Here is a 13,439-nt window from a genome sequence, read left to right as displayed (position 1 = left end):
TTATACTCGGAGATAAACTGAAATAACTGAGACCAAACTACCCAATTCACCATACCAGCACAAGATTAACTGTAAAATGCCTCAATATCCTGACGGGTAATTACCCCGGAAATAAGCAGTCTCTGCTTCCATCGGGTTTGAATATAAAGTGCATCCACCTCATACTGATTCATTATCTTTAAGGCATCATCCAGGGAAGCCTGAAGGCTGATGGATTTTGCGGACTTCACGCCCTGAACACTGCATAAATCCAGCGCCTTATCCATTGCCTGGAAAGCCGTAGCCTCCCTTAAGCTCCTGATAGCAAGAACTCCCCAGCCGCTGGCGCCATCATCAAAGACAATCCATTCAGAGGTTTGGGCTAATTGCTGCTGAAGGCTTTCCAGACTCAGGTGCCGGGGGAATATCTGAATATTGGTATTCATAAGGCCTGCCACACCGGCTTTACAGAGCACATCTTTCAAAGGCGATGCACCCAGCATCTGACCATTCACTTTCAGCTGCATGGTAAACAGGCCATGCTGGCGAAAAACCTGGCTGGCCACCAGACAGGCAATAATAATCGCAAGCATTGCGGGCATAATAATGTGCGGATTCCGGGTCATTTCCAGTACCGTCATCAGCGCTGCCAGTGGCGCCTGAAGGACTGCTGCCATCATGGCCACCATCCCGATCAATGCATGGTAGACACTATTGGCTTGCGTCAAATCAAAAAGCATTGCCCCTATGGTGGTAAACATTGCTCCTGCCGATGCCCCAATAAACAGGGAGGGGCCAATGACGCCCCCCGGTACGCCCAGGCCAATAACCACAGCGGTAATACAGAGCTTTATAACCACCAGGGTGAACAGAAAGTTAATGGTAAAGACTTGTCCTCCTAATATGCTGCCAATGGTATCGTAACCAACACCCATGACCTCAGGTACTTCCATACCGATAATTCCCATTAGCAACCCGGCAACCAGTAGCGGTTTAACGAGTTCACCCTGTCGCCTGGCGGCCACCCACAGGTTAAGTTTTATAAAGGCCGCTGCCAGGCCTCCTATAAAGCAGGCAGATATCACGGTCACCCCCAGTTCATCCAGAGACACCATCGGTACCACCGGAATAACAAAGGCAGGGTCTACCCCGTAGACCATTTGAGACATCAAAGCCGCCGTTACTGATGCCGCTGTCACCGGAATAAAGCTGCCCAGGGAGTATTCCCGCATAATCACTTCCATGGCAAAAATAACACCTGCCATTGGCGTATTGAACGAGGCGGATATCGCCGCCGCAGAACCGCAACCCGCCAGTGCCCTCAAACAGTTATCAGGCAACCGGAATTTTTCCCCCATGATGCTGCCAGCCCCGGCCCCCATATGCACTGCCGGACCTTCCCGCCCCACGGAAAAGCCACTGACCAGCGCCACCAGTGCGCTAAAAAACTGAATCGCCAGGTTACTGAAAGGGAAACGGCCACGATTAAAGTTAAAATTCTGGATAACATGGGTAATCCCAAAACTACGGCGCTCTGGCGGAATCATTCTTACCAGGGCGATGACCAGTAAAGCACCCGCGATCGGCAGAGCCAGCCTTGCCAGTGGCGGCAAACCTGCAAACCCTTCATCACCCGGCAGTGGCGTGTAATCACTCACCAGAGTGATAACCTCTCTGAAACCAATTAATAATCCCCCGGCCAAGACCCCCGTAATCAGACCCAATATTGTTAATTCCGGCAAAGCCTCCGGCCTTGCCAGACGAATCCTGAAGGCGTGCAGGGATAGAGGACCGGGTGAGGAGTGTTTATGGAACAAATCAACGTCCTTTTCTTCGAATACTATTATTTATACGAACCCTCAGCTTTTCTCCCATCGGTTTTGATGAGAAAAACAAGCAGTTTAACGGATTGCCTGGCAGCGCCTCTAGTTGTAAAACACGCAGCGTCTTACTTGCCTGATGGAACTGAGCCATGCTGTCCGGAATCGTCACCCTGCTATCGTTTACCGTAGCAGGCAATGTCATTAGCGAGTCATTACATTTACCCATCCCCGGTGCTGTTATCGGCCTGATTCTACTGATGCTCTACCTTCAACTCCGCGATGAAGTCCCGGCACCCTTAGAGAAAGTCAGTCAATTCTGTATCCGCTACCTCTCTGTTCTATTTATTCCGGCCAGTGTGGGTATTTTCTTTATGACGGATTTACTGGCCGCGCAATGGCTGCCCATTAGTTTGGCACTGTTGGTTGCCACCCCTGTATCCCTGGTGCTAACCGCGTTAATCATGCAGGGGTTGCTGAAGTATTTCGCCAGAGAGAATAAATAAATGGACGCCTTACTCCCGGTACTCATCAATAACCTGAAGCACCCTTTAACCATATTGCTTATTACCCTGGGAATTTACCAGCTAGCTGAGACCGTGTTTATCAGGCTGGGGCGTAAGGGCTGGCTCCACCCATTGATCACCAGCAGCATTTGCATTTACCTGATCATTAAATGGACTCCGCTGGATTTGCAAACCTATCTGACCCACAGTGAAATTCTAAAGACCTTATTGGCTCCCTTTACTGTTGCCCTGGCGGTTCCCTTATCAAGTCAGATGCAACATCTCAGGACCCTGGCGGGTCCATTGATTGGCACACTCATCCTAGGTGGTATCCTTGCAGGTGCCGCAGGCGTGGGGATTGCCTGGGTTTCAGGTGGAACGCCTGACATTCTTCTGGCCCTTTCACCCAAGGCCGTTACAACGGCAGTGGCCATGGTAATGGCTGAACAACTGGGCGCTATCGTACCCCTTGTGGTGTCTGCCGTTGTTGTCAGTGGTATCTTTGGTGGCCTGATTGGCCCTTCCCTGTGCAAGGCATTTGGTATTACGGACCCAAGAGCCATTGGCTTTGCCATGGGGATTAATGCCCATGCCGTTGGCACAGCACGCTCATTCGAGATTGATGTGAATATGGGAGCCTATGCCAGTCTGGGAATGAGCCTGAATGCAATATTCACCCCCATGCTTCTCCCCATAGTCATTCACTGGCTGATGTAGATATATTTGTTTTGAAAAAAAGAGTTAAGTGCCTAGTCATAGGGGTAGGCACTTAAATGGTAGACTTTTCTAATCAATCAGATTCAATCATTTATACCTACTGGTCACAACCACTTTCTTCTTCCGATTTCTCACCCCCGCTTTTTGATGAATCCGCTGTCCCGGGTAAGGCCTCAGATAAACTTCACTGCTATAGGCATCCACATGACAGGGGAAGCACCGTTCATCGCCATATTCTTCACAGTCGGGTTCTTCAAATATTCTGAAGGTATAACACGATCGTATTTTCATATAAAAACTCCTGGCAACGTTTGCAGATGCTCACACCTTCCATACATGAACGGCATAGCGAGTTAAAAGACAATATAACCAAATGCCAAACTGGCATTACAAAACACAGCAATGACGTCTACTCTCATTAATACCGAAGTACCTGTTTTTAACTGAGTAACACTGAGTAAAAATACCGGAAAACCCGGTATTTTCCCGCACCTATATTTATAGGACAACCTTCTGAAAGCCAGGTTCATTGACAAAATAGACCGCTTTGGAATAGTGCCTGTTTTTTTTAATGAAATGATTCCTCTTTCGGGATACTTACACACGTTCTGGTGTCCAATTTAAGGGGAGGCAATAAGAAAAGCAGTTAAACCAATAGTTCAACTACTAGGGGCTGTTGATGTTTTATCGCGAGCTCAGTGGTTCGTAAAGCGGCCTTACGCAATACCCAATGGGGCACACCGGGCGAACTGGTGCAGCGCGTAGTTATTCTACGTCAAGCCAGTTTAACGCAGTCGGAAGGCCGCTTTACGAGCCACTCGGAGGGCCAAAGCCAGCGCTTCCGTGCCGTCGTTGCAGCAGCTTGAAAGGCATGAGCACGTGTGACCTTTAGGTTATTCCTGCGCTGCTACGCCTAGCCACGAAAACGCTGGCTTTGGCTGAGCACGCGATAAAACATCAACAGCCCCTAGGACTTATGGTCAGAAGGCAAAAGCGTTAAATATGTATAAAAAGGCATTTATTTATGTGCGAAGGTCATAAAAAATACTCCCTTAGCTCCACCAAAGCCCTGTTTGCTGCCGCTCTTCTCGGGTTCCTTTGCGCCTGGCTTGACTCGCCGGTATTAATGCATATCAGTGAAGTCATCGCTGATATTTTTATCCGACTACTAAAGCTGGTTAGCCTGCCTATCATTTTCTTTTCCCTGATTGCCACGCTTTCAGGGATGGGGGGAATATCAGATGTTCGCCTGCTTGGTGGACGGGTGCTGAAATACACCCTCATGACAACCCTTATTGCGGCCGGGATAGCATTAGCGCTTTATACCACCATAGATCCGGCCAGTACTGCCACCCTTGTGTCCCACAATAGTAGTGATCAAATAGAAACTATCAGTTACTGGCAGTATCTGCTTGATATCATTCCTTCCAACATGATTGAACCCTTTCACAGCAATAATGTGATTGGTGTGTTATTCATAGCCTTGCTACTGAGCGCAGCAATCCTTTCCCTTGAAAAAAAGCATAAAGAGACGCTACACCATTTATTTGAAAGCTTGTTTGCCGCAGTAATGAAAATGACGGCCTTTATTTTAAAGCTCATGCCCCTGGCGGTTTGGGCTTTTGTCAGCCTGTTTGCCAACGACATCAAAAACCAGCAGGTGATACAGGGGCTGGTTCTCTACCTTTTATGCGTAGTACTTGCCAACATTATTCAAGCGGCAATTGTTCTGCCATGCCTTCTGAAACTAAAGGGCATTTCCCCGTGGCAAGCCATCAAGGCCATGTGGCCTGCCCTGACCATTGCCTTTTTTGCCAAATCTTCCAGTGCGGCGCTTCCGTCGGCAGTGGATTGCGCAGAAAAAAGACTGGGGGTAAGCCACCGGGTGGCCCGGTTCAGTATGCCCCTGTGCATTACCATTAATATGAATGCCTGCGCCGCCTTTATTCTTACTACTGTACTATTTGTCTCTCAAAGCAATGGTGTCCACTATTCAGCACTCGAACTCGTTTCATGGGTTTTTATTGCCACCATTGCTGCCATTGGTAATGCCGGAGTGCCTATGGGGTGTTACATGCTATCCAGTGCATTCTTATCAGCGATGGGCGTCCCATTACAGCTTCTGGTTATTATTCTGCCCTTTTATACCTTTATTGATATGCTTGAAAGCGCCATTAATGTCTGGTCAGACTCCTGTGTTACCGCAGCGGTGGATAGAGAAATGCAGCTGGCCGAGGCTGATATTACAGATGCCGCCGAGAACTCCTGACCAGTACATCATTTCAATGCAATGAATGGCTGATATTTTTTCCTCTCGTTCCCAGGCTCCTGAGGATCTCGCAAAAGCCTGGAACAAGAGGAAAAAACACTTCCCAATTCACAGCGTACTAACCACATTACAAATTCCGGCGCATAACTGGCTTAAGTCAGCTTCACTGATAATATAGGGAGGCATAACATAAACGAGCTTACCGAAAGGCCTCACCCAAATACCCTGCTCAACAAGACGCGGTTGAATGTCTGCCATAACCACGGGGGATTTCATCTCAACCACGCCAATGGCACCCAGAACCCTGACATCTGCCACTCCCGGCATATCAACACAAGGCTGCAATCCTCGCAATAATGTCCGTTCGATCTGGCCAACTTGAGAAACCCAGTCGCCCTTTCTCAAAATATTAAGACTGGCATTACCGGCAGCACAGGCCAGTGGATTAGCCATAAACGTAGGACCATGCATAAACGCGCCCTGCTCTGAAATGGTGGAACTGACATGGCCTGTGCAAATGGTTGCTGCCAGGGTCATATAACCTCCGGTTAATGCCTTGCCCACACACATAATGTCAGGCACTACACCGGCATGTTCACAGGCAAACAATTTACCGGTGCGACCAAACCCTGTGGCAATCTCATCATGTATTAGCAGTACATCGTATTCATCACAGAGCGCTCGCAGCCTCTTCAAGTACTCAGGCGCATAAAAATACATGCCACCAGCACCCTGGACTACAGGTTCGATAATCACCGCCGCAATTTGCCCATTGAGGTTATCCAGAGCCTGTTGCAGCTCATGGATATGCCTGTTTTCAAAGGCCTTTCCCAATCGGCAGCCAGGGCGGGATAAAAAATGATGCCGGGGCAAAATACCGGTAAACCAGTGGTGCATACCATTTTCCGGGTCACAGACGGACATGGCACCAGAGGTATCCCCATAATATCCGCCCCGGATCGTAAGCATTTTATTTTTATTGACTTGCCCCCTGGCCTGCCAATATTGCATAGCCATTTTTATGGCCACTTCAACGGCAACGGAGCCAGAGTCGGCAAAAAAAACCGTCTCAAGGGGAGCGGGTGTTATTTCCACCAGCTGTCTTGCCAGGTCTATTGCCGGTTTATGGGTAAGTCCCCCAAACATCACGTGGGCCAGAGAGTCCACCTGTTTTTTAAGGGCTGCATTCATTTCCGGATGGTTGTAACCATGGACCTTGCACCACCATGATGACATTCCGTCAATCAACTCCCGTCCATCGTTTAGTCTGAGGCGCACACCACTGGCACCCACCACAGGAAATATATCTGGTCGGTTAACAGTAGAGCTATAGGGGTGCCAGATATGCTTCGCATCAAAGGCCAGATCATCTTCAGTTAAGGTTATACCCAAAATATTCCCCAGTGACTAACTACTTTACGGGTTTGGCAGTGTAATCAATTAACCACATCTGGCAACTCCAATATTCCGAAATTATAGCCTGTATATTTCATAAATTGTCCCCAGGAAATTTCATGTTAAAGTGTTAAACAACTGGAATAAAAACACACGGATAGTGTTAATGACAGATTCATCCACTACAAGCTGGAAAACCAGGCATTTTTTTCGAGGTCTGGCATTTCAGGATGAAATGGCCAGTCTGGCAGAAGAGCTATCAAACAGTTTTTATAACCATCGCTACAACCAGTTTGACTACCATCCCGACAACCGCCTGGTCATCGCCATTAATAAGCATCGCAAAGACATAAAAATACAATGGCAGGATTTCGACTGGGGTCTTAACCAACGTTAAAATAAACCACAGAGAGTAATAAAGGTGAACTATGCCAAACCCTGACAAAAAAGAATGGACAAGCTACTTTTTTCGGGGATTACCACTCAATGAAGAACTCTCGGCCATGATGGCCGAGATTATCAGCGAGTTCTATGACAGTCAATGTCGCCAGTTTAACTACAGTGCCTGTAAAAACTCCAAGGCTTATAACCAGCTTCAGCTATTAGCCCAATCACTGAACACATTTGACCCAATGACAATGCAAACTGAGCAGGAACGCAAGGCATTCTGGCTTAACCTCTATAATGCCCTGATCATCCATCTGGTCATTATCGAAAAAGTGGATAAATCCATCCTGCAAGTCAAAGAATTTTTTACCAGCTTTCGTTATCAGCTTAAAGGCATTGATGTCACCCTGGATGAAATTGAACACGGGATCCTGCGCGCAAACAGTCCCAACTATATGCAAGTCCGACGCCCTTTCAGAAAGGACAGCCCCGGTTATACCCTCATGCTGGAGCTGGATCCCCGTATCCATATGGCGCTATTCTGTGCCAGCATGTCTTGCGCTGACCTTAAGGCTTACTTCCCGGACACCATTGACCAGGAACTTGATACCACGGTTATAAAGTCCCTTGAAAAACTGGTACGTATAGAAGGCCGAAAAATCTTTCTGCCGAAATGTTTTATGTGGTATAGCAATGATTTTGGTGGCAAAGAGGGCAGCCTGGACTTTGTCAGCCGATACCATCCAGACTCAACATTAAGCCAATTCATTAAAAATAATAAAAACCACCTGAAAATCATCTGGCTAACCTTTGACTGGAGCCTAAATAAGGGGTGAGCATATTCTCATATGCGGCCAACAGGCGTAGAATAACCACCTTTTTAATAAAACTATTTATATCATGGCTGCATTGTTCGTTAATCAACTAACAACCCTCGACTTTAGCTACTTATGCCCTGGGCGTGGACTGGTAGGAGAAACCTGGCTCGTCGACGTCATCCTGAGGGGCGAACTTGATGAACAAGGCATGGTGTTTGATTTTGGACATGTCAAAAAACAGATAAAGTCTTCCCTGGATCGGCTGGCTGATCACCGCCTCCTGGTTCCGGTAAAACAGCCTGGTACCTCAGTAACTTCCTCCAGTAGTCAACTGACTGTAAGAATGGCAACCAATAAGCAGGGTTTTATTGAATGCAAGGCACCCTGCCAGGCGATACTGCTCGTTGATGCCACAGAAATAACCACTGATACACTGACCCCCTTCCTGGAACAGTCATTAAAGTCAGAGCTTCCCGACAATGTTTCCAGCATCAGCCTGAAATTATATCCCGAGCAGGCTACCGGCAGTTTCTACCATTACAGCCACGGCCTAAAAAAACACCTGGGCGACTGCCAGCGTATTGCCCATGGCCATCGATCCTTAATCAGTATCACTGTTGATGGCCTCCCTGCTCCGGAACTGGAAGATAACTGGGCTCAACAGTGGAAAGATATTTACCTGGCCAAAAAAGAGGACTTACTGGATACATTTAATCAGGATGATATGAACTATCACCGGTTTGGTTATACATCAGACCAGGGGGACTTTGAACTAACTCTTGCTGCTGACCGGTGCTACCTGATCGAAACAGACACCACTGTCGAATTATTGGCAGAACATATTGCCAGAACCATCGCCAAAAGGCAGCCCGGCAAGAATGTCATCATTAGAGCCTGTGAAGGGTTTAAAAAAGGAGCCCTGGCTGAATACCAGGTTGATGGTTGATCACTTGTTCGTTCCCAGCGTCTCGAAGTTTCTCGTTCCCAACGTCCCGAGACTGTCGCGAAACCCAATTCTGTAGATAAAAAGTAGGGTTTTTACTCTTTTTTAACCACGGAGACACGGAGGCACAGAGTTTTTGTATCTTTAAACTATAAATCTCCGTGTCTTTGTGTCTCCGTGGTTAATAAAAATAACTTTTGCGACAACCTCTCCCGCTGGGAATGCATACGGATATTTCAGCCCAGCCAAAGCCCTCTTAGCTTTATCGCTCCACCTTCAAATAAAAAGTAATTAAATAAAATAAATATAAAACAAAAAAGAATATAAATACTATGGTGTAACTACACTCTTAACTGCCTGGACTAAGCTTTGAGTTATAACCACCAATAATAACCATTCACTAAAAGTACCGGGAAGTGTATGAGCAATAATATAGAAGGACACAATCACAGACCGTCATATGACACCTCCACTATTCTTGATGATCTAGCTAATAGAACAAGTAAGGAAAACCTGCCTACAGTCAGTGCCAGTGAAAATGTAGACACCCAAACAGAAACGCAAATAACATTTAATGATCTTAAAAACAGCTTTGAGGGTTTAAGGGAAGGCCCTAACCTGAATCATGAACTGCAAATGCTGATTTCCACCCTTATTTCCAGCATCGTTGCAGAAACCCAGCCTCAGGAGGCCCCACAAAATACCTCCACAGAGAGTCGTTCAGGAGGTGTTGATGCAGTGGAGTCCACAGGGCCCGCCAATAATCAGGGAGCCATGCGTAAACTTCAGCAAGTGCTGTCATCAGACAGCCGGTTTATCCAGCAAATGATGGACTACCTTAGCCTTTCCAGCCCTGCCCGAAAAGACGAACATATGCAGAATATGGGGCTTGAATATAAGCAGCTGCCTCCCACTCTTTCTGGCTATCACAGCAAGCGCCAGGAACTACTCGACATTACCAAAGCCCATTTTGAAGGAAGAATCGATACCTCAACATTCCGGCAACAAGTGCAGCCTCTTATTAGCTATATAGATCCGGCCATTATGGTGATCGACAACAGTCTTAAAATGGAAGAGGCCAGGCTTGCACACGAATCCAGGATACGGAAATAAAGGATGCCTCTATGAAAGCCTTCAAAACTTTATTTATAACCGTAGCAGGCTTTCTTACATTTATTGGCCTCGTTACCGTGTTTGCCATTAAATCATGCTCATCTACCGTCAGTCATCTGGTTGACCAGGCCTTTAATATTCAGCAGGAAGTTACAGTGAAAAAGGGGGCTTATTACTTCAAAGTCCCACTTATACCCAAGGATTACTTTATTGAGCTATCAGAACCCTCTCTGGAAAATTTTTGCATCAATCCCGATCACCCCATTATATATCGTGCCGCAAAGGGTGGAGAGCAGTGCTTCAACGGTACCTGTCGTTTCTATTTCAATCAGCAAATTCCTGACATGTTTGAATACCTGACAAAAGACGAACAAGAGCAATGCTCAGTAATCAACCAATATACAGTAAAAAAGTCCGAGGTTAAAAAGCTCTATGAAATCAGCTTACTGGTTCCCGAAAAGGTCAGTGACCTTTCACAGGAAACCATAAAGATAACAGCCAATCAGGACAGTCAATTTGAATCACACAGCCACCTGAGTATCGGCCATCGCACCAGAATTGACCTTGAGTATTCCAAGCCTGTAACCCACGATCAACTGATTGTTAATGGTCAGTTATTTTACATTGAAGTTGTGCCAATGACCCGCTAGCTCAAAACTACAGGGACTTTAAAAACGCGATCAACGCCTCTCGCTCCTTTTTGCTCATATTAATTACATTTTTCCTGGACTGCTCCGCCTCACCACCATGCCAGATAATCGCTTCCATTAATGTCCTGGCCCTGCCATCATGCAAAAAGGTGGCTCTAGGGTTAACCTCTTTTGATCGACCGATTCCCCATAGCGGTGCTGTTCTCCATTCACTGCCACTGGCCTCGAACTCAGGCCGTTGGTCAGACAAACCCTCTCCCATATCATGAAGCAGTAAATCGGTATAAGGCCAGATAAGCTGGGTTGACTGCTCTGCTCTTTTAGCCCTGAAAGGTGTGATATAGCTGGGGGTGTGACAGGAAGAGCAGTTAGCCCTGTGGAATAGTTTTTTTCCTAAAAGCACCTCTTCATCCTTAGCTCCCTTGCGCACAGGAACCGCAAGGTTTCTGGCATAAAAAGTCACCTGCCCCAGTATTTCATCAGACACTTCAGGCTGCTCACCCGCCCGGCGATCCAGGCAGGCCTGCTGTTTCGCCGTACAGGGTTCTTCTGGAAACAGGGTTGTTGTCAACCCCATATCATCACTAAAGGCTATGGCTGACTGCTGTAATATATTAGGCTGGGCGGCCTTCCAGCCAAACCGCCCAATAACCGTCTTGCCTTTTTTTATATCCCAGACATTATTAACCCGCCCGGAAATACCATCACCATTAAAGTCACCCGGATCTTCATTTTTCAATATATCAATGTCTGATATAGCTTCCAGAAGTCCCAAACCTATCATGGTCGGGGCTATACGGGCAGATATCATCATATTTTCAGGTAAAGGCCCATACCCCAAGCTTTTGATGGATATGACCGGTTTCCTTAACTCTATCGACTCACCATCACTGAAGAGAACCTTTTCATATTGATACTCCACAAATCCATACCCTTCAGGCACCACCCCCGGCAAGCCAAAACTATGAAGCATCCCCCCATAAACCGGATCAGGAATTGAGCCTTGCTTAAGAATTCTACCCGAGTCCCCCACAGCCCGGGCAGGAATACTTAATTTAACCAGCATCGGTGCCTTTAGCTCTCCATTCATTTCCGGAGCATGGCCTCGACCATCTTTAATATGGCAACTTTGGCAGGCATTGGTATTAAATAATGGCCCCAGACCATCGCGAGCCTTGGTGGAAGAGGGCGCTGAAACCCAGGGGTTGGTAAAAAAACTGTTACCTACACTGAAAGTGAGCCGGTTACTCATACTCATATTAGCGGACGGGAAAGAGAAAGCGTCCCGCCCGGAAGCATTGACAGAGGTATCCCCTCCCGGCCTCTCCTCCCCGGGTTCATACATCTGATCATTGTTCCAACAGCCCGTGATCAGCACCACTCCAACCAGTATCAATAGTTTTCTTTTCATTATTTAAAAATCATGATCTGCATTATCCGGATTAAGCTGATCAATGCCCATTAATTGGGCAACTTCTTCAACAAGGCGGGTTTGTGCCACCAGGGCATTGATATTTTTATGAATCAGGGCATGCCCTTCCAGATTACCTGTCGCTATCAGCTGATCAAATGCTACCTGTTCTTTTTCCGCCGAGTCCACCAGAAGCTGTAAACTCTCACGGGTTTTCTGGAAAGCTGCCATAACCCTGCTTGCCATTTCCGGCTCTCTCGATCTCACCCATGCGGCAATACTGGGACCATTAAGCTCCTTGCCATCAGCGCGCTGATAGTATCCTGAATAGACATTAAACGATGCAATACCATTGTAATAATGGGAATGATGGGTGTTATCACTAAAGCAATCCTGCTCCTCCTCAGGTGAATTTGCCTCCAAGGCCACCTTCATTCTCTCCCCAGCCAACTCGCCCAGGGCAAGGCTGCCCATACCGAACAGCATTTTCCGGAGTCCCTGGCCAATATCCTCACCCAAAAGCTTTTCCCTGTAATTCCCTATCATCCCCGGATGCCATTGTTGCGCCATATACTCCAGATCAGAAACAAGAAGGTCTGCCGCCGCAATTAAATACTCTCCCCGGCGCTGGCAGTGACCATTAGTGCACTCCGCACCCAGGCTATAATCGGTATAAGGCCGGTTACCCGCCCCGGGGCCATTGCCATTTAAATCCTGCCCCCATAACAGGAACTCAATGGCATGATAGCCAGTGGCTACATTCACTTCACTGCCACCCAGCTCATTTAAACTGGCAAGTAACTCCGGACTCAAAACGGTAAGATCGGTTTGCTGTGATCCCACCTGTAAAGTTTCATTGGCAATAATATTGGCCAATGCACCTTCATTGCCGTGCTCATAGGTGTAATTATCCGCCTGAACATAATCCACCAGCCCCTCATCCAGAGGCCAGGCATTTAACTGCCCCTCCCAGTTATCCACAATGGCATTGCCGAACCGAAACACCTCACTCTGGGAATAGGGAATACGCGCCTGTTTCCAGGCTTGCCTTGCTTTCGTCAGGGTTATTTCAGATGGGTTGTCTACAAGATTTTGCACGGCCACTTTAAGTGCCTTTGCTGTGATCAGTGCATCCTCAAAATTCCAGTAAGCCAATTCAGCATAATGCTTAATGATTGCCTTGGCTTCGGTCTCGCTTATGGCCAGCGAACTCTTTTTATTAGCCAGGTCATCAGAATTATCACAACCCGCTATAAAAACCAGCCCAAAAATAAAACAACCCGCTACAGCTTTCTGAAAAAAGCTCGCCATCCCTGCTCACTCCTCTCTTATTTTTATAATAATATTGATCACAATAATTTATAGTGAATGACCCCATCCTTCAGGTCAAATAAAAAACCCTGCCATTCAGCAGGGTTTTTTATCTATCAA

At 47.1% G+C, this 13,439-nt stretch carries 13 protein-coding genes; 8 read left to right on the top strand and 5 right to left on the bottom strand.

Features of this window, described 5'->3' with window-relative positions:
* Positions 1-65 precede the first annotated feature (65 nt).
* Positions 66-1,796, bottom strand: a complete 1,731-nt coding sequence (locus MJ595_RS12140) for a chloride channel protein (RefSeq protein WP_263078156.1) — start codon at positions 1,794-1,796, stop codon at positions 66-68.
* Positions 1,797-1,951: 155 nt separating this feature from the next.
* Here MJ595_RS12140 and MJ595_RS12135 point away from each other — a divergent pair, with 155 nt between their 5' ends.
* Both MJ595_RS12135 and MJ595_RS12130 read left to right on the top strand, forming a co-directional pair.
* Positions 1,952-2,305 carry a CidA/LrgA family protein gene (locus MJ595_RS12135; RefSeq protein ID WP_263078155.1) on the top strand — a complete coding sequence of 118 codons (354 nt, stop codon included), beginning with the start codon at positions 1,952-1,954 and terminating at the stop codon, positions 2,303-2,305.
* A complete protein-coding gene (locus tag MJ595_RS12130; RefSeq protein WP_263078154.1) occupies positions 2,306-3,022 on the top strand; it encodes an LrgB family protein in 717 nt (238 codons plus the stop codon).
* Between the two features lie 87 nt (positions 3,023-3,109).
* Here the strand turns inward: MJ595_RS12130 and MJ595_RS12125 are convergent, their stop codons facing one another.
* Positions 3,110-3,313: a hypothetical protein gene (locus tag MJ595_RS12125; protein ID WP_263078153.1), complete on the bottom strand. Its 204-nt coding sequence runs from the start codon at positions 3,311-3,313 to the stop codon at positions 3,110-3,112.
* A 733-nt stretch (positions 3,314-4,046) separates the two neighbouring features.
* Between MJ595_RS12125 and MJ595_RS12120 the strand changes: the two genes are divergently transcribed.
* Positions 4,047-5,291 (top strand): dicarboxylate/amino acid:cation symporter, encoded by a 1,245-nt coding sequence (locus MJ595_RS12120; RefSeq protein WP_263078152.1) that lies wholly within the window; start codon positions 4,047-4,049, stop codon positions 5,289-5,291.
* Positions 5,292-5,399: 108 nt separating this feature from the next.
* Here MJ595_RS12120 and bioA read toward each other — a convergent pair whose 3' ends face one another.
* Positions 5,400-6,683 (bottom strand): adenosylmethionine--8-amino-7-oxononanoate transaminase, encoded by a 1,284-nt coding sequence (gene bioA, locus MJ595_RS12115; protein WP_263078151.1) that lies wholly within the window; start codon positions 6,681-6,683, stop codon positions 5,400-5,402.
* Positions 6,684-6,852: 169 nt separating this feature from the next.
* On the opposite strand from bioA, the gene MJ595_RS12110 reads away from it, so the two are divergent.
* The 5 genes from MJ595_RS12110 to MJ595_RS12090 all read left to right on the top strand — a co-directional run bounded on the left by MJ595_RS12110 (position 6,853) and on the right by MJ595_RS12090 (position 10,597).
* Positions 6,853-7,083 (top strand): hypothetical protein, encoded by a 231-nt coding sequence (locus MJ595_RS12110; RefSeq protein ID WP_263078150.1) that lies wholly within the window; start codon positions 6,853-6,855, stop codon positions 7,081-7,083.
* 31 nt (positions 7,084-7,114) lie between these two features.
* Positions 7,115-7,909 carry a DUF547 domain-containing protein gene (locus MJ595_RS12105; RefSeq protein WP_263078149.1) on the top strand — a complete coding sequence of 265 codons (795 nt, stop codon included), beginning with the start codon at positions 7,115-7,117 and terminating at the stop codon, positions 7,907-7,909.
* Positions 7,910-7,973: 64 nt separating this feature from the next.
* On the top strand, positions 7,974-8,837 hold the full coding sequence (locus tag MJ595_RS12100) for a 6-carboxytetrahydropterin synthase (protein ID WP_263078148.1): 864 nt from the start codon (positions 7,974-7,976) through the stop codon (positions 8,835-8,837).
* Between the two features lie 417 nt (positions 8,838-9,254).
* Positions 9,255-9,947: a hypothetical protein gene (locus tag MJ595_RS12095; RefSeq protein WP_263078146.1), complete on the top strand. Its 693-nt coding sequence runs from the start codon at positions 9,255-9,257 to the stop codon at positions 9,945-9,947.
* A gap of 11 nt (positions 9,948-9,958) precedes the next feature.
* Complete coding sequence (locus MJ595_RS12090) at positions 9,959-10,597, top strand: hypothetical protein (protein WP_263078145.1); 639 nt, start codon at positions 9,959-9,961, stop codon at positions 10,595-10,597.
* Between the two features lie 7 nt (positions 10,598-10,604).
* Here the strand turns inward: MJ595_RS12090 and MJ595_RS12085 are convergent, their stop codons facing one another.
* Positions 10,605-12,008, bottom strand: coding sequence for a c-type cytochrome (locus MJ595_RS12085; protein WP_263078143.1), 1,404 nt, complete (start codon positions 12,006-12,008; stop codon positions 10,605-10,607).
* A gap of 3 nt (positions 12,009-12,011) precedes the next feature.
* Positions 12,012-13,319 carry a peptidase gene (locus MJ595_RS12080; RefSeq protein WP_263078142.1) on the bottom strand — a complete coding sequence of 436 codons (1,308 nt, stop codon included), beginning with the start codon at positions 13,317-13,319 and terminating at the stop codon, positions 12,012-12,014.
* Positions 13,320-13,439 lie beyond the last annotated feature (120 nt).

Origin of the sequence: Endozoicomonas sp. Mp262, from assembly GCF_025643335.1 — a bacterium.
In the GTDB taxonomy this organism is placed as follows: Bacteria; Pseudomonadota; Gammaproteobacteria; order Pseudomonadales; family Endozoicomonadaceae; genus Endonucleibacter.
Note: the sequence above shows the minus strand (reverse complement) of the source record. Positions and strands in the feature narration are given on the sequence as shown.

Coding starts and splice junctions, on each gene's coding strand:
- MJ595_RS12130 (WP_263078154.1), top strand. CDS start 2,306: ATGGACGCCTTACTCCCGGTACTCATCAATAACCTGAAGCACCCTTTA.
- MJ595_RS12135 (WP_263078155.1), top strand. CDS start 1,952: ATGCTGTCCGGAATCGTCACCCTGCTATCGTTTACCGTAGCAGGCAAT.
- MJ595_RS12105 (WP_263078149.1), top strand. CDS start 7,115: ATGCCAAACCCTGACAAAAAAGAATGGACAAGCTACTTTTTTCGGGGA.
- MJ595_RS12080 (WP_263078142.1), bottom strand. CDS start 13,319: ATGGCGAGCTTTTTTCAGAAAGCTGTAGCGGGTTGTTTTATTTTTGGG.
- MJ595_RS12120 (WP_263078152.1), top strand. CDS start 4,047: ATGTGCGAAGGTCATAAAAAATACTCCCTTAGCTCCACCAAAGCCCTG.
- MJ595_RS12090 (WP_263078145.1), top strand. CDS start 9,959: ATGAAAGCCTTCAAAACTTTATTTATAACCGTAGCAGGCTTTCTTACA.
- MJ595_RS12085 (WP_263078143.1), bottom strand. CDS start 12,008: ATGAAAAGAAAACTATTGATACTGGTTGGAGTGGTGCTGATCACGGGC.
- MJ595_RS12100 (WP_263078148.1), top strand. CDS start 7,974: ATGGCTGCATTGTTCGTTAATCAACTAACAACCCTCGACTTTAGCTAC.
- MJ595_RS12095 (WP_263078146.1), top strand. CDS start 9,255: ATGAGCAATAATATAGAAGGACACAATCACAGACCGTCATATGACACC.
- MJ595_RS12125 (WP_263078153.1), bottom strand. CDS start 3,313: ATGAAAATACGATCGTGTTATACCTTCAGAATATTTGAAGAACCCGAC.
- MJ595_RS12110 (WP_263078150.1), top strand. CDS start 6,853: ATGACAGATTCATCCACTACAAGCTGGAAAACCAGGCATTTTTTTCGA.